The sequence below is a fragment of the Pseudomonas sp. PDM30 genome, assembly GCF_019218985.1.
Taxonomy (GTDB): Bacteria; Pseudomonadota; Gammaproteobacteria; order Pseudomonadales; family Pseudomonadaceae; genus Aquipseudomonas; species Aquipseudomonas jessenii.
In genome coordinates this window covers 14,074-35,445 of record NZ_JAHUWM010000014.1, presented here as the reverse complement: position 1 = coordinate 35,445, position 21,372 = coordinate 14,074, and the positions used below count along the sequence as shown (strand labels likewise).

20 protein-coding genes are annotated in these 21,372 nt (G+C 61.4%); 9 read left to right on the top strand and 11 right to left on the bottom strand.

The annotated features are described in order from the left end of the window. Positions 1-31: 31 nt before the first annotated feature. Both KW840_RS25930 and KW840_RS25925 read right to left on the bottom strand, forming a co-directional pair. Positions 32-1,015, bottom strand: coding sequence for a FecR domain-containing protein (locus KW840_RS25930; protein ID WP_218498223.1), 984 nt, complete (start codon positions 1,013-1,015; stop codon positions 32-34). After that, complete coding sequence (locus KW840_RS25925) at positions 1,012-1,536, bottom strand: sigma-70 family RNA polymerase sigma factor (protein ID WP_150814632.1); 525 nt, start codon at positions 1,534-1,536, stop codon at positions 1,012-1,014. The genes KW840_RS25930 and KW840_RS25925 overlap by 4 nt, the downstream gene beginning before the upstream one ends. A 291-nt stretch (positions 1,537-1,827) precedes the next feature. Here KW840_RS25925 and KW840_RS25920 point away from each other — a divergent pair, with 291 nt between their 5' ends. From KW840_RS25920 to KW840_RS25895, 6 genes are all read left to right on the top strand, one after another. Next, the gene (locus KW840_RS25920; RefSeq protein WP_057715047.1) at positions 1,828-2,076 is read left to right on the top strand and encodes a hypothetical protein; all 249 of its coding nucleotides are present in this window, start codon (positions 1,828-1,830) and stop codon (positions 2,074-2,076) included. Further along, positions 2,076-3,230, top strand: coding sequence for an NnrS family protein (locus tag KW840_RS25915; RefSeq protein ID WP_218498222.1), 1,155 nt, complete (start codon positions 2,076-2,078; stop codon positions 3,228-3,230). Before KW840_RS25920 ends, KW840_RS25915 begins: the two co-directional genes overlap by 1 nt. Positions 3,231-3,460: 230 nt before the next feature. Then, positions 3,461-3,916 (top strand): (2Fe-2S)-binding protein, encoded by a 456-nt coding sequence (locus KW840_RS25910; protein WP_057715045.1) that lies wholly within the window; start codon positions 3,461-3,463, stop codon positions 3,914-3,916. A 25-nt stretch (positions 3,917-3,941) separates the two neighbouring features. Beyond that, on the top strand, positions 3,942-6,110 hold the full coding sequence (locus KW840_RS25905; RefSeq protein WP_218498221.1) for a xanthine dehydrogenase family protein molybdopterin-binding subunit: 2,169 nt from the start codon (positions 3,942-3,944) through the stop codon (positions 6,108-6,110). Between the two features lies 1 nt (position 6,111). Further along, positions 6,112-6,693 (top strand): hypothetical protein, encoded by a 582-nt coding sequence (locus KW840_RS25900; protein ID WP_057715043.1) that lies wholly within the window; start codon positions 6,112-6,114, stop codon positions 6,691-6,693. A gap of 74 nt (positions 6,694-6,767) precedes the next feature. After that, a complete protein-coding gene (locus KW840_RS25895) occupies positions 6,768-7,349 on the top strand; it encodes a GGDEF domain-containing protein (protein WP_057715042.1) in 582 nt (193 codons plus the stop codon). A 103-nt stretch (positions 7,350-7,452) separates the two neighbouring features. Here the strand turns inward: KW840_RS25895 and KW840_RS25890 are convergent, their stop codons facing one another. Further along, positions 7,453-7,878, bottom strand: a complete 426-nt coding sequence (locus KW840_RS25890; protein ID WP_057715041.1) for a VOC family protein — start codon at positions 7,876-7,878, stop codon at positions 7,453-7,455. Positions 7,879-7,990: 112 nt separating this feature from the next. Here KW840_RS25890 and KW840_RS25885 point away from each other — a divergent pair, with 112 nt between their 5' ends. Then, positions 7,991-8,857, top strand: a complete 867-nt coding sequence (locus tag KW840_RS25885; protein ID WP_218498220.1) for a LysR family transcriptional regulator — start codon at positions 7,991-7,993, stop codon at positions 8,855-8,857. 180 nt (positions 8,858-9,037) lie between these two features. On the opposite strand, the gene fabI is transcribed toward KW840_RS25885, so the two are convergent. From fabI to gloB, 8 genes are all read right to left on the bottom strand, one after another. Beyond that, positions 9,038-9,832 carry an enoyl-ACP reductase FabI gene (gene fabI, locus KW840_RS25880; RefSeq protein ID WP_057715039.1) on the bottom strand — a complete coding sequence of 265 codons (795 nt, stop codon included), beginning with the start codon at positions 9,830-9,832 and terminating at the stop codon, positions 9,038-9,040. Positions 9,833-9,851: 19 nt separating this feature from the next. Beyond that, positions 9,852-11,462, bottom strand: coding sequence for an ABC transporter ATP-binding protein (locus KW840_RS25875; RefSeq protein ID WP_090455008.1), 1,611 nt, complete (start codon positions 11,460-11,462; stop codon positions 9,852-9,854). Between the two features lies 1 nt (position 11,463). Continuing rightward, entirely contained in the window at positions 11,464-12,483 is a 1,020-nt protein-coding gene (locus tag KW840_RS25870) for an ABC transporter permease (RefSeq protein ID WP_218498219.1), read from the bottom strand. Position 12,484: 1 nt separating this feature from the next. Next, positions 12,485-13,558, bottom strand: coding sequence for a microcin C ABC transporter permease YejB (locus tag KW840_RS25865; protein ID WP_218498218.1), 1,074 nt, complete (start codon positions 13,556-13,558; stop codon positions 12,485-12,487). 4 nt (positions 13,559-13,562) lie between these two features. Continuing rightward, entirely contained in the window at positions 13,563-15,404 is a 1,842-nt protein-coding gene (locus KW840_RS25860) for an extracellular solute-binding protein (RefSeq protein WP_154860118.1), read from the bottom strand. Next, positions 15,401-17,221, bottom strand: coding sequence for an extracellular solute-binding protein (locus KW840_RS25855; protein ID WP_371318494.1), 1,821 nt, complete (start codon positions 17,219-17,221; stop codon positions 15,401-15,403). The genes KW840_RS25860 and KW840_RS25855 overlap by 4 nt, the downstream gene beginning before the upstream one ends. 276 nt (positions 17,222-17,497) lie before the next feature. Next, the gene (locus KW840_RS25850) at positions 17,498-18,928 is read right to left on the bottom strand and encodes a transglycosylase SLT domain-containing protein (protein ID WP_057715033.1); all 1,431 of its coding nucleotides are present in this window, start codon (positions 18,926-18,928) and stop codon (positions 17,498-17,500) included. A 99-nt stretch (positions 18,929-19,027) separates the two neighbouring features. After that, positions 19,028-19,795 carry a hydroxyacylglutathione hydrolase gene (gene gloB / locus KW840_RS25845; RefSeq protein ID WP_057715032.1) on the bottom strand — a complete coding sequence of 256 codons (768 nt, stop codon included), beginning with the start codon at positions 19,793-19,795 and terminating at the stop codon, positions 19,028-19,030. Between the two features lie 65 nt (positions 19,796-19,860). Between gloB and KW840_RS25840 the strand changes: the two genes are divergently transcribed. Together KW840_RS25840 and rnhA are read left to right on the top strand one after the other, a co-directional pair. Next, entirely contained in the window at positions 19,861-20,619 is a 759-nt protein-coding gene (locus KW840_RS25840) for a class I SAM-dependent methyltransferase (RefSeq protein ID WP_007988453.1), read from the top strand. Between the two features lie 92 nt (positions 20,620-20,711). Further along, positions 20,712-21,164, top strand: a complete 453-nt coding sequence (gene rnhA / locus KW840_RS25835; RefSeq protein WP_007979123.1) for a ribonuclease HI — start codon at positions 20,712-20,714, stop codon at positions 21,162-21,164. Positions 21,165-21,372: the final 208 nt, after the last annotated feature.

Sequence of the window (21,372 nt, the reverse complement as noted above, 5' to 3'; positions counted from 1 at the left end):
AAGGGAACCGGCGCGACAGAAAAAACCTTCATCAGGCTTTTGGGCCGACGTTGACCCACCAGTCCAGCGGCTTCTGCACCCGTACCGGCAATGCCGCTTCCAGCAGGCGCAAGGCCTGATCGGTGTCCTTGAGCGGGAACGAACCCATGACCGGCAGCCCGGCCACCGCCGGGTCGCAGCCCAGATGCCCGTGACGGTATTGGCTCAGCTCCTGGAGCAATTGGCCCAACGGCAGGTTGTCTGCCAGCAGCAGGCCACGGCGCCAGGCTTCACGAGTCGCCGTGGCGGCGGTCGGTGTCGGAATGTGGTTTTCGCTGAATGCTACTTGGCGTCCCGCTTCCACCACCTGAACCTGGCCTTGGGCTGTCCGGATTTCGACGGCGCCTTCGTAGACGTTGAGCAATGTCTGCCGATCCTCCTGGCGCACACTGAAGTGCGTGCCCAGTGCGCGCATCCGGCCCTGGGCGGTGTGCACCAGCAGCGGGCGGTGGCTGTCTTTGGCGGTATCGATCAACACCTCCCCAAGCCGCAACAGCAGCAGTCGTTGTGTGCTGTCGAACCGAACATTCAGCGCGCTCAACGCATTGAGCCAGATCTGGCTGCCATCGCTGAGCCGGGTTTCGCGGGTTTCGCCGGTGCCGGTGGAGAGGTCGGCGCGCCAGCGAACCAGGGTGGGCGCCAAGGCGGTTTCCTCCCAGGCACTCCACCCCAGCAAACCTCCTGACACCAGAACCAGCAGACTCTTCACGGTGTGGCGGCGACTGATGGCGGCACGTTCGGTGTTGCGCAGTACATGGCTGACCGCTTGCGGATGATCGTTCTGCAAGGCGGCAAAGCGCTGGCCAACCCGCTCGACATAACGCCAGGCAGCCTGATGCTCGCTACTTTGCGTCAGCCAGGCTTGCCAGTGCTGGTGGTCTTGTTCCCCGGCCTGTTGGTCGTTGAGTTGGACATACCATTGCGCAGCTTGTTCGAGACTGGCATGGCTGATGGCGTTCGATGCGGTCTGTGTCATTGAATCAGCAGGCCATCGAGTTCTGCTTCGAGCATGGCGCAATGCATCAATGCCTGGGCCAGGTACTTCTTCACCATGCGCTCACACACGCCAATTTCTTCGGCGATGGCGCGGTAGGGCAACCCCTGCAACTGAGCCAACACGAACGCATCACGTACCCGTTGGGGCAAGCGTTGCAACATGGCGTCCACTTCATACAGGGTTTCGACGATGATCGCCCGCTGCTCTGGCGAAGGGTGAACGGCTTGGGGCTGCGCCGCGAGGGTGTCCAGCCAGGCCTGTTCAAGTTGCCGACGACGCCAGTGATCGATACACAAGCCTCGGGCGATGGTCGCCAGATACGAACGTTCGTGGGTTTCGCCGTCGAACACCTGAGGGCGCTTGAGCACACGGATGAAGGTGTCATGGGCCAGGTCGGCAGCATCAAACGCGTTGTTCAGACGCCGGCGCAGCAGCGCGTGCAACCAGCGGTGATGCGTGGCGTAGAGGGTCTGGACGCAGGAGGAATCGGCAACCGTCATCGTGAGCGCATGTCCATGGGCGGTTCGCGTCCTTGTGTAAATAAGAATTGATCGCGATTAAAGCAAATGGCCCATGTCTGTGCAAATGATATTGGTTTGCTTTTAGGTTGATTGAATCGTGTCTGGATGACGTTGTTGTCGTAATGACTCTTGATGTTGTCATAAGGACAATGTCGGGGTTGAGTCAAATTGACTTCGTTGATCTGGAGGTGCCGGTTTACAAGGGCTCATGAGCTGGCACGGAACATGAAACATCAAACGTACAACTGAGCGGCTACAGGCGTACGGAAAATGTCCCATTTCTTCAGCAACCCTCAAAACGTTCTGCATCTCTCCAGTCGTGTACTCGGCGTTGGCCTGGTCATGTTTTTCGCCGGAGTCTACGGCGCCTATCTCTACGCAGGCCACCTGTCGATTGGCGCCCTGGTGTCGATGCACGCCATGACCATCCTCGGCCCGACCCTGCTGAAAATCGGCTATGTCATGCGGCTGCTGTCGCAGTACGGGCTGAGCCAAACTCCGGCCAGGGTGGTGGCGTGATGCGTGGAATCGCTGCTGCACCTGTTTTCTCCCTCGGCTTTCGCCCGTTTTTTCTGGCGGGTGCCGGGTTCGCGGCCATCGCGGTGGCGGTCTGGGCGTTGTGGTTGTACGGTCGACTCCCCGGCGCACAACCAATGGGTGGCATGCTCGCCTGGCATCGCCATGAAATGCCGTTTGGTTTTACCGCGGCCATCATTGCCGGGTTTCTGTTGACGGCGGTACCTAACTGGACCGGCCGGCCAGGGCTCAATGGGTGGCCGCTGATCGGGCTGGTGCTGGTATGGCTGATCGCTCGGCTGGCCTGGTTGATGCCGATGCCCGCCATCCTGTTGCTGGCCTTGCAAGTCCCCTTTCTGCCGCTGCTGGCGTGTGTGCTGGGACGGGATTTGATCGCCGCCGGCAAGCGGGAAAATTATCCGGTTTTACTGATGGTCACGTTGTTGGCAGGCTGTCAGGCGCTGACGTTGCTGGGTATTTTCAATGAAGACGTGAATCTGCAGCGGCATGGCGTGCTGGCCGCTTTATGGCTGGTGGGCGCGCTGATGAGCGTGATCGGCGGGCGGGTGATTCCGTTCTTCATCCAGCGCGGTTTGAACCGTCCCGCAACGCCTGCGGCTCATCCGTTGCCGGGCAAGGTGTTGCTGATCAGCGCGATGCTGGCGGCGGTGTCTTTTGCCGCCGGTTTGAATGACGCCCCACGCGTGTGGCTGGCGCTGCTGTTTGCGTTGATCAGCGGTTTGCATCTGCTGCGATTGTGGCGCTGGCATGATCGCGGTCTGTGGCGCGTGCCGCTGCTGTGGTCGCTGTACCTGGCTTACACCTGGCTCGCGGTGGCGACGCTGGCCATGGCGCTGTGGCACCTGGGCTGGATGCCGCAGCAAAGCCTGGCCACCCATTCGCTGGCCGTCGGTGGCATCGGCGGGTTGGTTCTGGCAATGATTGCCCGGGTCAGTCTGGGTCACACCGGGCGCTTGTTGCAGCCGTCAAAGGTGATCGTTGCGGGGTTTGCCCTGTTGTTGCTGGCGGGTGTGTCACGGGTGTTGCTGGTGCCGTTTTCCGGGTGGGGATTGGGAATGTCGGCGCTGCTTTGGTGTATGGCATTCGGGCTGTTTCTGTCGCGTTACACCGGTATTTTGTTCAGGCCGAGGGTGTAGGAGCGAAGCTTGCTCGCGACGGACGTCAACGATAACGCGCCCTGTCTGAATGACCGCGTTGTACTGACGTTTTTCGCGAGCAAGCTCGCTCCTGCAGGTGACCGGTGGTCGATGCGCCTCGGCCTGCCGGCAATTTTGCGCTTAGCTGAAGGGTAACTCGAGGCGCGTGCAGGTTTTACAAGGCCGCAGCGACGCCCCTTCAGATCACCCTGAGTCTGAGGAACCGCGCCATGCTGACCCTGAACATCAATGGCCAGGATCAGGAGCTGGATGTCCCCGCCGACATGCCGCTGCTCTGGGTCTTGCGCGATGTCGCCCACCTCACCGGCACCAAATTCGGCTGCGGCATCGCCCAATGCGGGGCCTGCACCGTGCACGTCGATGGCGCACCGCTGCGCTCGTGCATCACACCGGCCACGGCCGTGGCCCATGGGCAAAAGATTCTCACCATCGAAGGCCTTTCCGCGGATGGTTCGCACCCGGTCCAACAGGCCTGGGCGGAACTTGACGTGGTCCAGTGTGGCTACTGTCAGTCCGGGCAGATCATGTCGGCGGCCGCATTGCTGGCGAAAATTCCGAAACCGACCGACAGCGACATCGATCAGGCGCTGTCCGGGAACATCTGCCGTTGCGGCACTTACCCGAGGATCCGCGCGGCGGTCAAACGCGCCGCCGAGCTGGGTTGAGGCCGGGTTGAAGGGAGCTTGCGCCATGAACAGCATCAACGCGTTATCGCGTCGTGGTTTCCTCAAGGGCAGTGCCATGCTGGGCGGCGGGCTGGTGGTCGCGTTTGCCATGCCCGGTGCCCACCGTTTCGCCATGGGCGCGGAAAACCAGGGCAACGTGTTTGCGCCCAATGCCTTCCTGCGTATTGGCAACGACAACAGTGTCACCGTATTACTGGGGCACTCGGAAATGGGCCAGGGCATCTGGACCGGCCTGACCATGCTGATCGCCGAAGAACTGGACGCCGACTGGACGAAAATCCGCGTCGAGCATGCACCGGCTTCGGCCGCCGATTACGGCCTGCCTGGTTTTGGCGGGATGCAAATCACCGGCGGCTCGACCTCGACCTGGATGGAATTCGACCGCTATCGCCAGGCCGGCGCGGCGGCGCGCTTGATGTTGATCGACGCAGCGGCCAAGCGTTTCAACGTCGCGCCGTCCGAGATTCATACCGAATCGGGGGTGGTCATGGCCGGTGAGCACCGTGCCACCTACGGCGAACTGGCCGATGAGGCCGGGCAATTGCCACGGCCAGACCCGGCCTCGATCAAACTCAAGGACGCAAAGGACTGGAGGCTGATCGGCAAACCCACCCAGCGTCTGGACACTCCGGAAAAAATCACCGGCCGGGCGAAGTTCGGCATGGACGTGCAGTTTGACGGGCTGATGACTGCGATGGTCGCCCGTTCGCCCACCTTCGGCGGTAGCGTCAAATCCTTTGAAGGCGCCGAAGCGCTGGCGATTCCGGGTGTGCACAAAGTGGTGCAAGTGCCGACCGGCATCGCGGTGATTGCCGATCATTTTTGGGCGGCGAAGCTGGGGCGCGATGCGCTGAAAGTCGAGTGGAATCCGGGGCCGAACGCCGGGCTCGACAGCCAGGTGTTGCTGGAGAACTTCCGCAAACTCGCCACCACCCCCGGCCTGAACGCAGGCCAGGCGGGGGATACCCAGGCTGCGCTGGCGAAAGCGGCCAAGAAAATCGACGTTGAATACAGCGTGCCTTACCTGGCACACGCGCCGATGGAGCCACTGAACTGCACGGTGAGCATCACCAAGGACAAATGCGAAATCTGGACCGGCACCCAGTTCCAGACCCTGGACCAAATGGTCGCCGGGAAAATCACCGGGCTCAAACCCGAACAGGTGGTGATCCATACCGAGTTTCTCGGTGGCGGCTTCGGGCGCCGGGCCAATCCGACGTCGGATTTCGTCAGCGAAGCGGTGTATGTCGCCAAGGCTGCCGGTGCACCGGTGAAAACCGTGTGGGCGCGGGAGGACGACATCCGCGGCGGCTATTACCGCTCGGCGTTCCTGCACCATGCGCGTATTGGGCTCGGCGCTGACGGCCTGCCACTGGCCTGGAAGCATGTGATGGTCGGCCAGTCGATCATGGCCGGGACCTCGCTTGAAGCGAGCATGGTCAAGGACGGGATCGACAAGACCTCCGTCGAAGGCGTGGCGGACAGCCCCTACCTCGAAGGGTTGGCCAATCACCAGATCGAACTGCACTCACCGACAACCGGCATCAGCGTGTTGTGGTTGCGTTCGGTGGGTCACACCCACACCGCCTTTGTCATGGAGTCGCTGATCGATGAACTGGCCACGGCGGCCGGCAAGGATCCGGTGGAATATCGGCGCACCTTGCTCAAGGACCATCCGCGCCATCTCGGTGTGCTGAACCTCGCGGTGGAGAAGGCCAACTGGAAGGCGCCACTGCCGGACGGCCATGCCCTGGGTGTGGCGGTGCATGAGTCGTTCGGCAGCTACGTGGCCCAGGTGGCCGAGGTGTCCCAGGACAACCTCGCCATCCGCGTGCACCGGGTGGTGTGCGCGGTGGATTGCGGCATTGCGGTCAACCCGCAGAGCATCGCCGCGCAGATGGAGTCGTGCATTACCTTTGGCCTCAGCTTCGCCTTGCACAGCAAGCTGACACTCAAGGACGGGCAGGTGGTGCAATCCAACTATCACGACTATCGGGTGCTGCGGCTCAACGAAATGCCGGTGGTCAAAGTGCATATCGTGCCCAGCAGCGACAAACCCGGTGGTATCGGCGAAGCCGGTGTGCCACCCATGGCGCCAGCGGTGGCCAACGCGGTGTTTGCCCTGACCGGGCAGCGCCTGCGGGAGCTGCCCTTGCAGCTGGCGGGGGTGTGAGATGAAACGACATCACTGGTTGCTTGGGGCGGTGATCCTGGTCTGTCTCATCGCCTACGCATCGCACGTGTTCGCCGATGACCGCGAGGCCTTGCAGGCGTTCGACACCGTGCAGAAGGTCTTCCAGAGCCCCCGTTGCCAGAACTGCCATATTCCTGGGGATTCGCCGCTGCAATTTGATGCCGGCGTGCCCCACGCCATGAATGTCGTGCGTGGCATGGACGGCAAGGGTTCGGCCGGGTTGCCCTGTGCAACCTGCCATGCGCAAAGCAATCCGCCGGCCAGTTACGGCCCCCACGCACCACCGGGTGCGCCGCACTGGAGTTTGCCACCGGCCGCGCACCGCATGGCCTGGATCGGCCTGCCAGCCGACCGGCTGTGCGCGATGATCAAGGATCGCTCCAGCAACGGCGATCGGGATTTTGCCGCGCTGATCAAGCACGTCAGCGACGACAAGCTGGTGCTGTGGGGCTGGAACCCCGGCGGCAATCGCGCGCCGGTGCCGGTGCCCCACGATACTTTCGTCGCCCAGTTCAAGCGCTGGGCCGATGCGGGAGGACCGTGCCCGGTGGCAGGTAGCTGACCAGCGGCACGCTTACAGGGAGTCAATGTGGGTACGGGCGACTCTAACGTACATACCCGCCAAGGGAGTGAACGATGTTGATCTCAGGCAAAACAGGTAAACCGGGCCAATCAGCCAACCCGTTGCTCACGCCACAGCAAGAACGTGAACGGTTGCGCGAACTGGCTCGCCAGGCCGAACAAGAACTGGCAGGAGTGCAGATGGCGAGCATGGACGAGCTGACGCTGCTGTCCAATCGCCATGGTTTCACCGCATTGGCCCAACTCGGGCTGGACGCCTGCCGACAACTGGAGACGCCGGCGACACTGCTGTACTTCAGCCTCGATGAATTCAAGCTCATCTGCTATCTGTATGGCCGGGCCAAAGGTGACGATGCGCTCAAGACGTTCGCCGATGTCCTGCGTATCGGCTTTCGTGAAAACGATGTGGTCGGCCGACTCGACGGCGACCGGTTCGTGGCGCTGCTGACCGGGTCCAGTGCGGTTGAGATCGAGGCGATCAAGGTGCGACTCAATGAGATACTCGATGAGCGCAACGCCACGGCGCATCGCAGTTATGACATTCGGTTCAGCGTTACCCAGGTCGAATACAACCCCGCTGTTCATGACTCAATCGAGGAACTGCTGGAGGAGGCCGAGCGTGTGATGAGCCGTTAGGGCGGTGTTGTATTGTCGGGCCTCTTCGCGAGCAGGATTTATGGACGCCACAAATCCACTGTGGGAGCGAGCTTGCTCGCGATGGCGTCCCGACAGGCAACGCCTACTTGGCAAACAACTGCCCAATATCCTTGAACGCCTTGAACTCCAGCGCATTCCCGCAAGGATCAAACAGAAACATCGTCGCCTGCTCACCCACCAGCCCCTGAAAACGAATCCCCGGTTCGATCACGAAGCGTGTCTCCAACGACTTCAGCCGCTCGGCCAGCGCCTCCCACTCGGCCATCCCGAGCACCACGCCAAAATGCGGCACCGGCACATCGTGACCATCCACGGCATTGGTGTGCGCGGCTTCTTGCGTGGGGTTTTTCGGTGCCAGGTGAATCACCAGTTGATGGCCGAAAAAATTGAAATCCACCCATTGATCGCTTGAGCGGCCTTCTTCCAGGCCGAACACTGAACCATAGAAATGTCGGGCGGCCGGCAAGTCGTAGACCGGAATGGCCAGGTGAAAAGGGGACAGTTGCATCAGGCGAACCTCGGTGTGGGTGGGAATGTGTCGAGTTTAGTCCTGTGCTTTTTGATTGAAAGACGATAATTTTTGCATCGAGCTCAAATAATTTCGATCAATCGAGGCCGCCATGCTGCGCGAACTGAAAACCTTTATCGCGGTGGCGCGTTACGGCACGTTCGCGGCAGCGGGCATGCACATCGGCCTGACGCAGTCGGCGGTCAGCGCGCAGATTCGCAACCTGGAACAAGCCCTTGGCATCCGTCTGTTCGACCGCACCGGCCGCCAGGCGCTGCTCAACGCGGCGGGGCAGCGTGCGTTGCCGATGGCCAGGGAAATGCTCGAAACCTTCAGCCGCATGGCCGTCAGCGACGATGTCAGTGAGTACCGTGGTGAACTGAGAATCGGCGCAGTGGCGACCGCTCAGACCGGGCTGCTGCCCCAGGCGCTGGTGCGCTTGCGCCAACAGGCGCCCTTGCTGGAGCCCAAGCTGGTGCCCGGTGTGTCACTGAATCTGCTGAGTCAGGTCGACACGGGAGAAGTGGACCTGGCGATCCTGATCAAGCCGCCGTTTGAGTTGCCCAAGGAATTGTCTGCGCAGGTCATTCGCCGGGAACCGTTCGTGCTGATCGTACCGGCGGACCTGGACGGCGATGATCCGCTGCAACTGCTCGCCGAGCACCCTCATGTGCGCTACGACCGCAATTCGTTTGGCGGGCGGCTGGTGACGCGGTTTCTGCGCGAACGGCAGATCGAGGTGCACGTGGCGCTGGAGCTGGATGAACTGGAGGCCATTGTCAAAATGGTCGAGTGTGGGTTGGGGGTTTCGTTGTTGCCGGAGGCGGGGCTGTGGCTGGAGCATGGGGCGGGGGTGCGGATCGTCCCGCTGGGCGAACTGACCTTCCATCGGGAGATCGTGCTGTTGCAGCGCTATAGCCAGCGGATGCAGCCGATTCAGCAGTTGTTTGCCAAATGCCTGACGCCGATAGCTGACTGAACATGATCCCCTGTGGGAGCGAGCTTGCTCGCGATATCGGACTGACATTCACCATTGATGTCGACTGACAGGCCGTAATCGCGAGCAAGCTCGCTCCCACGGGGGGGGGCTGTGTTTGTCCGGGAAATCGCAGGCATAAAAAACCCGCCAAAAGCGGCGGGTTTTTTGGCTGAGCGAAGATTACTCTTCGATGCTGCCCATGGCCGTGGTGTTGAAGCCACCGTCCACGTACATGATTTCACCGCTGATGCCGGACGCCAGGTCCGAGCACAGGAAGGCGCCGGCGTTGCCGACTTCTTCGATGGTGACGTTGCGGCGCAGCGGGGTTTGCGCTTCGTTGGCGGCCAGCATCTTGCGGAAGTTCTTGATGCCGGAAGCGGCGAGGGTGCGGATCGGACCTGCCGATACACAGTTGACGCGAGTACCGTCCGGGCCCAGGGAGCCGGCCAGGTAACGTACACCAGCTTCCAGGGAAGCCTTGGCCATGCCCATGACGTTGTAGTTCGGCATGGTGCGCTCGGCGCCCAGGTACGACAGGGTCAGCAGGCTGCCGTTGCGGCCTTTCATCATTTCGCGGCCAGCCTTGGCCAGGGCCACGAAGCTGTAGGCGCTGATGTCGTGGGAGATGCGGAAACCTTCGCGGGTGGTGGCTTCGGTGAAGTCGCCGTCCAGTTGGTCGCCCGGGGCGAAGCCGACGGAGTGCACGATGCAGTCCAGGCCGTCCCACTTCTTGCTCAGCTCTTCGAAGACCTTGGCGATTTCTTCATCGCTGGCCACGTCGCACGGGAAGCACAGCTCAGGGCTCGAACCCCAGCCTTGTGCGAACTCTTCGACACGACCCTTGAGTTTGTCGTTCTGATAAGTGAAGGCAAGCTCAGCGCCCTCGCGATGCATGGCGGCAGCGATGCCGGATGCGATGGACAGCTTGCTGGCGACACCGACGATCAGTACGCGCTTACCGGCGAGAAAACCCATGTGTTGCTCCTCTTTCAGGTTATTGCGCAGTAGCCGGGGCCAAAAAAGCGGCTTCCAGCAACTGCTGTGTATACGGATGTTGGGGGGCGGCAAAAATGCTCTGCGCGTCTCCCTGTTCGACCACTTGGCCATGCTTGACCACCATCAACTGGTGGCTCAGCGCTTTCACCACAGCCAGGTCATGGCTGATAAACAGATACGTCAGGTTGTACTTGGTTTGCAGTGAACGCAAAAGCTCCACTACCTGGCGTTGTACCGTGCGGTCGAGGGCCGAAGTCGGCTCGTCCAGCAAAATCAACGCCGGTTTTAACACCAATGCCCGGGCAATGGCGATTCTCTGCCGTTGCCCGCCGGAAAATTCGTGGGGGTAGCGGTGCCGGGTTTCCGGGTCCAGACCTACCTCCTTGAGTGCCGCAATGATCGCTTGTTCCTGTTCCGCCTCGGTGCCCATCTTGTGGATCCGCAGGCCCTCGCCAACGATCTGGCTCACGCACATCCGCGGGCTCAGGCTGCCGAACGGGTCCTGAAACACCACTTGCATCTCCCGTCGCAGCGGCCTGACCTGTTGCTGCGTCAGGCAGTCTAGCTGCTGGCCTTCAAAGCGGATGGCGCCCTTGCTGGCGATCAACCGCAAAATCGCCAGGCCCAGGGTCGATTTGCCGGAACCGCTTTCTCCCACTATCCCCAGGGTCTGGCCCTGGGGCAGGCTGAAATTGATGCCGTCGACCGCCTTGACGTAATCCACCGTGCGCTTGAGCAGGCCTTTCTTGATCGGAAACCAGACTTTGAGGTCCTCGACCGCCAGCAACGGCGGGCCGATCACGTTGCTTGCAGGCTTGCCGCCGGGCTCCGCTGCCAGCAGTTCCCGAGTGTACGGATGCTGCGGCGCGCGGAACAGTTCTTCGCACGATGCCTGTTCGACGATGCAACCTTGCTGCATGACACATACGCGATGCGCAATTCTTCGCACAAGGTTCAAATCATGGCTGATCAGCAGCAGGGCCATGCCCAATCGGGCCTGCAATTCCTTGAGCAATTCGAGGATTTTCAGCTGAACGGTCACGTCCAGCGCGGTGGTCGGCTCGTCGGCGATCAGCAGTTCCGGCTCGTTGGCCAGGGCCATGGCGATCATCACCCGCTGACGCTGGCCGCCGGACAATTCGTGGGGCAGGGCCTTGAGTCGCTTGTGCGGCTCGGGGATGCCGACCATCTCCAGCAGCTCCAGGGTGCGTTTGGTCGCGACCTTGCCGGTCAGGCCCTTGTGGATGCCCAGCACTTCGTTGATCTGCTTCTCGATCGAGTGCAGGGGATTGAGCGAGGTCATCGGCTCCTGGAAGATCATCGCAATCCGGTTGCCGCGAATGTGGCGGATGGTTTTTTCTTTCAGGTCCAGCAGGTTCTGCCCGGAATACAAGATGGTGCCGGACGGATGCCGGGCGAGCGGGTAGGGCAGCAGGCGCAGGATCGAGTGTGCGGTGACCGACTTGCCGGAACCGCTCTCGCCGACCAACGCCAGGGTTTCACCGCGCTTGATGTCGAAGCTGACGCCTTCGACCGCTCGCTGGCAGCGATTGCCGACGACAAAATTGACGGACAGGTCGCGCACTTCGATCAGATTGTGCTGATTCATTTCACTTCCTCGGGTCGAAGGCATCGCGAGCGGACTCGCCGATGAACACCAGCAGACTCAACATCAAGGCCAGCACCACAAAGGCGCTGATGCCCAGCCACGGCGCCTGCAGGTTGGATTTGCCCTGGGCCACCAGTTCACCCAGGGACGGGCTGCCCGCCGGCAAGCCGAAGCCGAGGAAGTCCAGGGCGGTCAGCGTACCGATGGCGCCGGTGAGGATGAACGGCATGAAGGTCATGGTCGAGACCATCGCGTTGGGCAGGATGTGACGGAACATGATCGCGCCGTTCTGCATGCCCAGGGCGCGCGCGGCGCGCACGTATTCCAGGTTGCGCCCGCGCAGGAACTCGGCGCGCACCACGTCGACCAGGCTCATCCATGAGAACAGCAGCATGATCCCCAGCAACCACCAGAAGTTGGGCTGCACGAAACTGGCAAGGATGATCAGCAGGTACAGCACCGGCAATCCGGACCAGATTTCCAGGAAGCGCTGCCCGGCCAGATCCACCCAGCCGCCGTAGAAACCCTGCAAGGCTCCGGCGATCACGCCGATGATCGAGCTGAGCACGGTCAGGGTCAGGGCGAACAGCACCGAAATGCGGAAACCGTAGATCACCCGGGCCAGCACGTCGCGGCCTTGATCGTCGGTGCCCAGCAGGTTGTCCGTCGAGGGCGGGGCCGGGGCCGGGACTTTCAGGTCGTAGTTGATGCTCTGGTAGCTGTAGGGAATCGGCGCCCACAGCACCCAGGCGTCCTTGGCCTTGAGCAGTTCGCGGATGTACGGACTCTTGTAGTTGGCTTCCAGCGGAAATTCGCCGCCGAAGGTGGTTTCCGGGTAGCGTTTGAGCGCCGGGAAGTACCAGTTGTTGTCGTAGTGCACCACCAGCGGCTTGTCGTTGGCGATCAACTCGGCACCCAGGCTTGCGCCGAACAGGATCAGGAACAGCCACAGCGACCACCAGCCACGCTTGTTGGCCTTGAACAGTTCGAAGCGGCGGCGATTGAGAGGGGACAGGTTCATCTCAATGCTCCCGGCTTTCGAAGTCGATGCGCGGATCGACAAAGGTGTAGGTGAGGTCGCCGATCAGTTTCACCACCAGCCCGAGCAGGGTGAAGATGAACAGCGTGCCGAACACCACCGGGTAATCGCGGTTGATCGCCGCCTCGAAACTCATCAGGCCGAGGCCGTCGAGGGAGAAGATCACCTCCACCAGCAACGAGCCGGTGAAGAAGATGCCGATGAAGGCCGAAGGAAACCCGGCGATCACCAGCAGCATGGCGTTGCGGAACACGTGGCCGTACAGCACGCGGTGGTTGGTCAGGCCCTTGGCCCTGGCGGTGATCACGTACTGCTTGTTGATCTCGTCGAGGAAGCTGTTTTTGGTCAGCAGGGTCATGGTTGCGAAGTTGCCGATGACCAGCGCGGTCACCGGCAGCGCCAGGTGCCAGAAGTAATCGAGGATCTTGCCGCCCATGCTCAGTTCGTCGAAGTTGTTCGAGGTCAGCCCGCGCAAGGGGAACCAGTCCAGGTAACTGCCGCCGGCGAACACCACGATCAACAGGATGGCGAACAGGAACGCCGGGATCGCGTAGCCGACAATGATCGCCGAACTGGTCCAGACGTCGAAGTGGCTGCCGTGCCGCTTGGCCTTGGCGATCCCCAGCGGGATCGACACCAGGTACATGATCAGCGTGCTCCACAGCCCGAGGGAGATCGACACCGGCATCTTTTCCTTGATCAGGTCGATGACCTTGGCGTCGCGGAAGAAGCTGTCGCCGAAATCCAGGGATGCATAGTTCTTGATCATGATCCACAAGCGTTCCGGCGCCGATTTGTCGAAGCCGTACATGTGCTCGATTTCCTTGATCAGCGCCGGGTCCAGGCCCTGGGCGCCGCGATAGGCCGAGCCTGCCACCGAGACTTCGGCACCACCGCCGGCGATGCGGCTGGTGGCGCCTTCGAAGCCTTCGAGCTTGGCGATCATCTGCTCCACCGGCCCACCGGGGGCCGCCTGGATGATCACGAAGTTGATCAGCAGAATGCCGAACAGGGTCGGAATGATGAGCAACAGTCGCCGAAAAATGTACGCCAGCATCTGATTACTCCGTGCCTGCAGGATCGGCCTGCAGTGTGGTTTCGACTTCTATTGCCGGCTTGATGTCCGGCTTGACCCACCAGGTGGCCGTGCCGATATCGTATTTAGGCGAGACCTTGGGATGGCCGATGTGGTTCCAGTACGCCACGCGCCAGGTCTTGATGTGCCAGTTGGGTATTACGTAATAGCCCCATTGCAGGACTCGGTCCAGCGCGCGGGCGTGGGCCACCAGGCTGTTGCGCGAATCGGCGTTGATCAGTTGCTCGACCAGTTGATCGACCACCGGATCCTTCAGGCCCATGGAGTTGCGGCTGCCGGGCTTGTCGGCGGCGTCCGACATCCAGAATTCCCGTTGTTCGTTACCCGGCGAGTTGGACTGCGGGAAGCTGCCGACGATCATGTCGAAGTCCCGGGAACGCACGCGGTTGATGTACTGCGAGACGTCGACCCGGCGGATCACCAGGTCGATGCCCAGGTCGCTCAGGTTGCGTTTGAACGGCAGCAGCACCCGTTCGAATTCGGTCTGGGCCAACAGGAACTCGATGACCACCGGCTTGCCGGTGGCGTCGACCATCTTGTCATCGACGATGCGCCAGCCGGCCTCCTGCAGCAATTGATAGGCTTGCCGTTGCTGGGCGCGGATCATGCCGCTGCCGTCGGTGGTCGGGTTCTGGAAGGCTTCGTTGAACACCTGCGGCGCCAGCTTGCTGCGGAACGGTTCGAGGATCGCCACCTGATCGGTGTCAGGCAGGCCGGTGGCGGCCATTTCCGAGTTCTCGAAGTAACTGCGGGTACGCGCGTAGGCACCGTTGAACAATTGCTTGTTGGTCCATTCGAAATCCAGCAACAGCGACAAGGCCTGGCGCACCCGCACATCCTGGAACACCGGGCGGCGCATATTGAATACGAACCCTTGCATGCCGGTGGGATTGCCGTTGGGAATCTGTTCCTTGACCAGTCGACCTTCGGTGACCGCCGCAATGTTGTAGGCGTTGGCCCAGTTCTTCGCGGTCATTTCCAGCCAGTAGTCGAACTGCCCGGCCTTGAGCGCTTCCAGGGCCACGGTGTTGTCGCGGTAGTAGTCGGTGGTCATCACGTCGAAGTTGTAGAAACCGCGATTGACCGGCAGGTCCTTGCCCCAGTAGTCCTTGACCCGCTCGTATCGCACCGAGCGTCCGGCTTTCACTTCGCTGACCTTGTACGGGCCACTGCCCAGCGGAATTTCCAGGTTACCCTTGTTGAAGTCGCGATCGGCCCACCAGTGCTTGGGCAGCACCGGCAACTGGCCGAGGATCAGCGGCAACTCGCGGTTGTTGGTGTGCTTGAACTTGAACAGTACGGTGAGCGGGTCTTCGGCGATCACTTCGGCCACATCGCTGTAGTAGCCGCGGTACATCGGCGCGCCGTCCTTGGTCAGCATCTGGAAGCTGAACACCACGTCCTCGGCGCGTACCGCATGGCCGTCATGGAAACGTGCTTCGGGGCGCAGGTAGAAGCGCACCCAGGCGTTGTCCGGGGCTTTCTCGATCAGGCGGGCGATCAAGCCGTACTCGGTGAACGGCTCGTCCAGGCCTTGCTTGGCCAGGGTGTCGTAGATGTTGCCGATATCGTCCGCCGGCACGCCTTTGCTGATGAAGGGGTTAAGGCTGTCGAAGCCGCCGAAACCGGCCTGGCGGAAAATCCCGCCCTTGGGCGCGTCCGGGTTGACGTAGTCGAAGTGTTTGAAATCGGCCGGGTATTTCGGCGGTTCGTTATACAAGGTCACGGCATGTTGTGGGGCGGCGCAGGCCAGCCCGGCGAACAGCAGACCGCTGGCCTGCAGGAGCAGGGCACGGATGGGTTTCATTGATCTTTCTCCGAAGATTTCAGCCACCACGCGTTCAGGCCCAGGGTGTAGGGCGGGGTGGTGACGAAGGCGAGCCGGTTGCGGTACCCCAGGCGGTGATAATTGAGGTACCAGTTGGGAACGATGTAGTGCTGCCACAGCAGCACGCGGTCGAGGGCCTTGCCGGCGGCGACCTGTTCATCGCGGGTCCGGGCGGCCAGCAACTGTTCGAGCAAATGGTCGACCACCGGGTTGGCAATGCCGGCGTAGTTCTTGCTGCCCTTGACCCCGGCCTGGCTGGAGTGAAAGTACTGCCATTGTTCCAGGCCCGGGCTCAGCGTCTGGTTGAGGGTCATCAGAATCATGTCGAAATCGAACTGGTCGAGGCGCTGCTTGTATTGCGCGCGATCGACCGTGCGCAGCCGCGCGTCGATGCCGATGCTGGCCAGGTTCTCGACGTAAGGTTGGAGGATGCGTTCCAGGTTCGGGTTGACCAGCAGCAGTTCCAGGCGCAGCGGCTGCCCGGCGGTGTTTTGCAGGCGCTGGCCATTGAGCTTCCAGCCGGCTTCGGCGAGCAGGCCGAGGGCTTTGCGCAGGGTCTCCCGGGGGATGCCGCGGCCATCGGTCTGCGGCAGGCTGAACGGCTCGGTAAAGAGCCGGGCCGGCAGTTGCTCGCGATAGGGCTTGAGCAGTAGCCATTCATGTCCGACCGGCAAACCGCTGGCCGAGAACTCGCTGTTGGGGTAATAGCTCATGGCGCGTTGGTAGGCGCCGCCGAACAGCGAGCGGTTGGTCCATTCAAAGTTGAACATCAGCCCCAGCGCTTCACGGACCTTGGTGTCCGAGAAAGCCGGACGGCGGCTGTTCATGAACAGGCCCTGGGTCTGGGTCGGGATCTGATGGGGAATCTGCGTCTTGATCACCTCGCCGCGGCGTACGGCGGGGAAGTTGTAGCCGGTGTCCCAGTTCTTCGCCTGGTGCTCGATATAGATGTCGAATTCACCGGCCTTGAATGCCTCGAACGCCACGACGCTGTCGCGGTAGAACTCGACTTCCATGCGGTCGAAGTTGTACTTGCCGCGATTGACCGGCAGGTCCTTGCCCCAGTAATCCTTGACACGTTCGAAGACGATCTGTCGTCCTGGCGTGACCGAGGTGATGCGATACGGCCCGCTGCTCAGCGGCGGCTCGAAAGTGGTGGCCTTGAAGTCGCGGCCTTTCCAGTAGTGCTGCGCCAGCACCGGCATTTCACCCAGGCGCAGGATCAGCAGCGGATTGCCGGCTCGCTTGAACACGAAACGGATGCGCTGCGGGTTGAGGATGTCGACCCGCGACACTTCCTGAAGGCTGGTGCGGTACAGCGGATGGCCTTCCTTGAGCAACACGCGATAGGAGAACGCGACGTCGTAGGCGGTGATCGGCGTGCCGTCATGGAAGCGTGCTTCGGGACGCAGGTTGAACACCACCCAGCTGCGGTTCTCGTTGTACTCCACCGACTGGGCAATCAGGCCGTAGCTGGACGCGGGCTCGTCACCCGAAGGTGCGTACTGCCCCGTGCCGACCATCAGCGGTTCGTTGAGCTCGTTGATGCCGTATTGCAGGAAACTCGGCGTGGTGACCGGGCTGGTGCCCTTGAAGGTGTAGGGGTTGAGCGTGTCGAAGGTGCCAAACGCCATCACCCGCAAAGTACCGCCCTTGGGCGCTTGCGGGTTGACCCAGTCGAAGTGGGTAAATCGGGCCGGGTACTTGAGCGTGCCGAACTGCGCATAACCATGGCTTTCGCTGATCGTCGCGCTTGCGGTGGAGCTCAAGGCCAGGCTGATCAGGAGCAGGGGCAGGGGACGCTTCAAATAGGGGATCCGATCCAGGCGGCTTGGGCTTTGTGGACCGTACAGTAACAGCTTGTATGGACAGGAAAAAGACGGTGTGTGAATGCGCAATATCAGCCGGGCCACAAACCCTGTGGGAGCGAGCTCGCTCGCGATGACGGCGTGTCAGCCGCCATCAATGCAAACTGATACACCCCATCGCGAGCAGGCTCGCTCCTACAGGTTTTGCATTCGCCACAAAAATTGCGCATGTATAAAAAAAGCCCCTGAATTCAGGGGCTTTTTTTAATGCGGATTGGCCACCGTCAACATCTGACCAGGCTTGAGCGCCTGGCCGACACGCGGGTTCCAGCGCTTGAGGTGCTGCATCTCTACGTTGAAGCGCTTGGCCACGATGTACAGCGAGTCGCCTTGCTGGACCTTGTACTTGGCCTGCTGCTTCTTGGTATTGGCCGCAATCACGGTGTTGACGCGCCCGGAGTTGCGTTTGCTGTTGTCCTGCATGACCAGGGTCTGGCCGGGCTTGAGGTTCTTGCCGCTCAGTTTGTTCCAGCGTTGCAGGTCCTTCACGTCAACGTTGTTGGCCTTGGCGATGGAACCGAGGTTGTCACCCCGCTTGACCCGATAGGAACGCTTGACGCTGGCGACCTGGCTGTCGTCGGCACCTTCGAAGACCGGCTTGAGCGATTTCTTGCTGATCAGTTCTTCAGGACGCATGGTCTGCAGGCTGCTGGTCAGCAATTGCGCCTTGGAGGTCGGCACCAGCAGATGTTGCGGGCCATCGAGGGTGGTGCGCTGCTTGAAGGCCGGGTTGAGCTGGAACAGTTCGTCTTCGTCGATGTTGGCAACTTCAGCAACCTTGGACAGGTCCATGCGCTGGTTGATTTCGACGACCTGGAAGTAGGGCTCGTTGGCGATCGGATTGAGGTTCACGCCGTAGGCTTCCGGCGCCATCACCACCTGTGACAGTGCCAGCAACTTTGGCACATAGGCCTGGGTTTCAGAGGGCAGCGGCAGGTTCCAGTAGTCGGTCGGCAGGCCGAGGCGTTCGTTGCGCTCAATGGCCCGGCTGACGGTGCCTTCGCCGGCGTTGTAGGCCGCCAGGGCCAGCATCCAGTCGCCGTTGAACATGTCGTGCAGGCGGGTCAGGTAATCCAGGGCGGCGGTGGTCGACGCGGTGATGTCGCGACGGCCATCATAGAAGCGGGTTTGACGCAGGTTGAAGTAACGCCCGGTGGACGGGATGAACTGCCAAAGACCCACCGCGTTGGCCCGGGAATAGGCCATCGGGTTGTAGGCGCTTTCGATCACTGGCAGCAGGGCCAGTTCCAGCGGCATGTTGCGTTCTTCAAGGCGTTCGACGATGTAGTGAATGTAGAGGCTGCCACGTTCGCCGGCGTTTTCGAGGAAAGATGGATTGCTGGCGAACCACAGGCGCTGTTGCTCGATGCGCGGGTTGACGCCCAGCCCGTCTTGCAGCTGGAAGCCCTGGCGCATGCGCTCCCAGACGTCCTGGGGAATTTGCGGGCTGGGTTTTTCGCTGAGCCAGATCGGCTTCTGCTTGGCGCGCGCGGCGATGTTCTGCGTGTGCGCCGCATCGGTCTGCGGCGCATGGCTGGAACAGCCCGCCAGGGTGGCGGACACAGCCACCGCAATGGCTTGAGCCAAGCGGGTCAATGCGTCTGAACTGATGGCTTTGCGAATAGGTGACGACATTGGCTGGAAGTAAGTTCCGGGCAAAAATGTCGGGCGATTCTAGGAAGCGCACCCTGCGCGGTCAACCTTTCAGAATTGTTGCAATCTTGATAGGCCCCTTTAGAACCTGTCTTTCCACGCCCGAAGCGCCGCAAAAACCATATCGGGCGCCGAGTTATCGGTGCCGGTCCGTTCGTCCGCTTTTTCTTTAACGGATGTTTCACCGGAGCGCAAAAACGGGTTTGTGAGCTTTTCCAGCGCCAGTGTCGACGGCAGCGTCATGATCCCGGATTCCCGTTGGCGGGTGACTTTGGCCAGGCGCTCGGCAGTGTGCGGGTTGTTCGGTTCGACGGCCGCGGCAAACTTCAGGTTGCCGAGGGTGTATTCGTGGGTGCAGTACACCAGCGTGTCTTCCGGCAACCCGGCCAGGCGTGTCAGCGAACTGTACATTTGCTGTGGCGTGCCTTCGAACAAGCGTCCGCAGCCGGCGGCAAACAGTGTGTCGCCGCAGAACAGCAAGCCGTGATGGTAATAGGCGATGTGCCCTAGGGTGTGGCCAGGGACCGCGAGGACGTCGAAGTCCCAGCCGAGCACGCAGACCTTGTCGTTGTCCTTTAGCGCAACGTCCCGCGCCGGGATCGTTTCGCTGGCCGGACCATAGACTTTCGCGTCCGTCGCTTTTTTCAGCTGTTCGACGCCGCCGACGTGGTCATGATGGTGATGAGTGATCAAAATATCACTCAGTACCCAGCCCGGATTGGCCGCAAGCCAGGCTTGTACGGGGCCGGCATCACCCGGGTCGACGACCGCGCAGCGCTTGCTGCCGTGGTCTTGTAACAACCAGATGTAGTTGTCGGTGAAGGCGGGCAGGGCAGTGATCTGTATCATCGTCGGATTCGCCAAGCGGAAAACATTGGCGCATCTTAGAACTTCCTGGCGCGTTGGAGAATGCAATGACTGATAAAGCGTTCGCACAAGCCGATCCTGACTGGCTGGCGTTGATCAGCGCCGCCCGCGAGTGGCTGGCCGGTCCCCTCGGGCAATTTCTGCTGGACGAAGAGCGGCGCATGCTCGAAGACGAGCTCGGGCGGTTCTTTGGTGGCTATCTGGTGCATTACGGTCCCTCGGCCCAGACTCCGCCGTCTGCCCCTCAGGTACAGCGCAATGTACGCCTTGGTGCGCCGTTGCCGGGGGTCGAGATCGTTTGTGAGGAGCAGGCCTGGCCGCTGAGCGAGCATGCTGCCGATGTGGTGGTGCTGCAGCATGGCCTGGATTTCTGCCTGTCGCCCCACGGCCTGCTTCGCGAGGCGGCAAGCAGCGTACGTCCCGGCGGGCATTTGCTGATCATTGGCATCAACCCCTGGAGCAGTTGGGGCCTGCGGCATGTGTTTGCCCAGGATGCGCTGCGCAAGGCGCGCTGCATTTCGCCGTCACGGGTCGCCGACTGGCTGAACCTGCTGGGTTTCGCGCTGGAGAAACGCCGCTTCGGGTGCTATCGTCCGCCGCTTGCGTCACCGGCGTGGCAGACCCGCCTGGCCGGTTGGGAGCGCAAGGCCGGTGACTGGCAACTGTCGGGCGGCGGCTTCTATTTATTGGTGGCGCGCAAGATCGTGGTGGGCTTGCGACCGGTCCGCCAGGAGCGGCGCGAACCGATGGGCAAGCTGATCCCGTTGCCGATGGCCAAGGTCAACCGACGCAACATCGAACCGTAATACACACTTTTCATTTGTGGCCGGGCATGTCCCGGCTTCGGGCGTCGTCGATCAGCGATCGGCGGGCCAGCGCATTTTCTGGATAGATTGGCATGAGCGATAGCGTAGAACTGTTCACCGACGGCGCCTGCAAAGGCAACCCTGGTCCTGGCGGCTGGGGCGCACTGCTGGTGTGCAAGGGCGTCGAAAAGGAACTCTGGGGCGGCGAAGCCAATACCACCAACAACCGCATGGAGCTGATGGGCGCGATCCGTGGCCTGGAGGAACTCAAGCGTCCCTGCGAGGTGTTGTTGGTGACCGACTCGCAGTACGTGATGAAAGGCATCAACGAGTGGATGGACAACTGGAAGAAGCGCGGCTGGAAAACCGCGGCGAAGGAACCGGTGAAAAACGCTGACCTGTGGAAGTTGCTCGACGAGCAGGTCAACCGTCACAAGGTCACCTGGAAATGGGTGCGCGGACACATTGGTCATCACGGCAACGAACGGGCCGACCAGTTGGCCAACCGTGGTGTGGATGAGGTGCGTGGGTACAAGCAGGGCTGATTCGGGTACTGCCGATGCACCACGCCGTGGCCTTCGCGAGCAAGCCCGCTCCCACACTGGATTCGTGTCGTCCACAAAGTTGTGAGCCGACGCCGATTCAATATGGGAGCGGGCTTGCTCGCGAAGGCGGTGACTCGGTGTACCTGAAAGACCCCGGCGAGCGTGTTAACATCGCCGCTTTTGCACGATTGACCGATTGAGAGCTGAG

Bases quoted from the DNA above. Each gene is read 5' to 3' on its own strand.
- KW840_RS25930 (WP_218498223.1), bottom strand. From the start codon at position 1,015: ATGACACAGACCGCATCGAACGCCATCAGCCATGCCAGTCTCGAACAA.
- KW840_RS25925 (WP_150814632.1), bottom strand. From the start codon at position 1,536: ATGACGGTTGCCGATTCCTCCTGCGTCCAGACCCTCTACGCCACGCAT.
- KW840_RS25920 (WP_057715047.1), top strand. From the start codon at position 1,828: ATGTCCCATTTCTTCAGCAACCCTCAAAACGTTCTGCATCTCTCCAGT.
- KW840_RS25915 (WP_218498222.1), top strand. From the start codon at position 2,076: ATGCGTGGAATCGCTGCTGCACCTGTTTTCTCCCTCGGCTTTCGCCCG.
- KW840_RS25910 (WP_057715045.1), top strand. From the start codon at position 3,461: ATGCTGACCCTGAACATCAATGGCCAGGATCAGGAGCTGGATGTCCCC.
- KW840_RS25905 (WP_218498221.1), top strand. From the start codon at position 3,942: ATGAACAGCATCAACGCGTTATCGCGTCGTGGTTTCCTCAAGGGCAGT.
- KW840_RS25900 (WP_057715043.1), top strand. From the start codon at position 6,112: ATGAAACGACATCACTGGTTGCTTGGGGCGGTGATCCTGGTCTGTCTC.
- KW840_RS25895 (WP_057715042.1), top strand. From the start codon at position 6,768: ATGTTGATCTCAGGCAAAACAGGTAAACCGGGCCAATCAGCCAACCCG.
- KW840_RS25890 (WP_057715041.1), bottom strand. From the start codon at position 7,878: ATGCAACTGTCCCCTTTTCACCTGGCCATTCCGGTCTACGACTTGCCG.
- KW840_RS25885 (WP_218498220.1), top strand. From the start codon at position 7,991: ATGCTGCGCGAACTGAAAACCTTTATCGCGGTGGCGCGTTACGGCACG.
- fabI (WP_057715039.1), bottom strand. From the start codon at position 9,832: ATGGGTTTTCTCGCCGGTAAGCGCGTACTGATCGTCGGTGTCGCCAGC.
- KW840_RS25875 (WP_090455008.1), bottom strand. From the start codon at position 11,462: ATGAATCAGCACAATCTGATCGAAGTGCGCGACCTGTCCGTCAATTTT.
- KW840_RS25870 (WP_218498219.1), bottom strand. From the start codon at position 12,483: ATGAACCTGTCCCCTCTCAATCGCCGCCGCTTCGAACTGTTCAAGGCC.
- KW840_RS25865 (WP_218498218.1), bottom strand. From the start codon at position 13,558: ATGCTGGCGTACATTTTTCGGCGACTGTTGCTCATCATTCCGACCCTG.
- KW840_RS25860 (WP_154860118.1), bottom strand. From the start codon at position 15,404: ATGAAACCCATCCGTGCCCTGCTCCTGCAGGCCAGCGGTCTGCTGTTC.
- KW840_RS25850 (WP_057715033.1), bottom strand. From the start codon at position 18,928: ATGTCGTCACCTATTCGCAAAGCCATCAGTTCAGACGCATTGACCCGC.
- gloB (WP_057715032.1), bottom strand. From the start codon at position 19,795: ATGATACAGATCACTGCCCTGCCCGCCTTCACCGACAACTACATCTGG.
- KW840_RS25840 (WP_007988453.1), top strand. From the start codon at position 19,861: ATGACTGATAAAGCGTTCGCACAAGCCGATCCTGACTGGCTGGCGTTG.
- rnhA (WP_007979123.1), top strand. From the start codon at position 20,712: ATGAGCGATAGCGTAGAACTGTTCACCGACGGCGCCTGCAAAGGCAAC.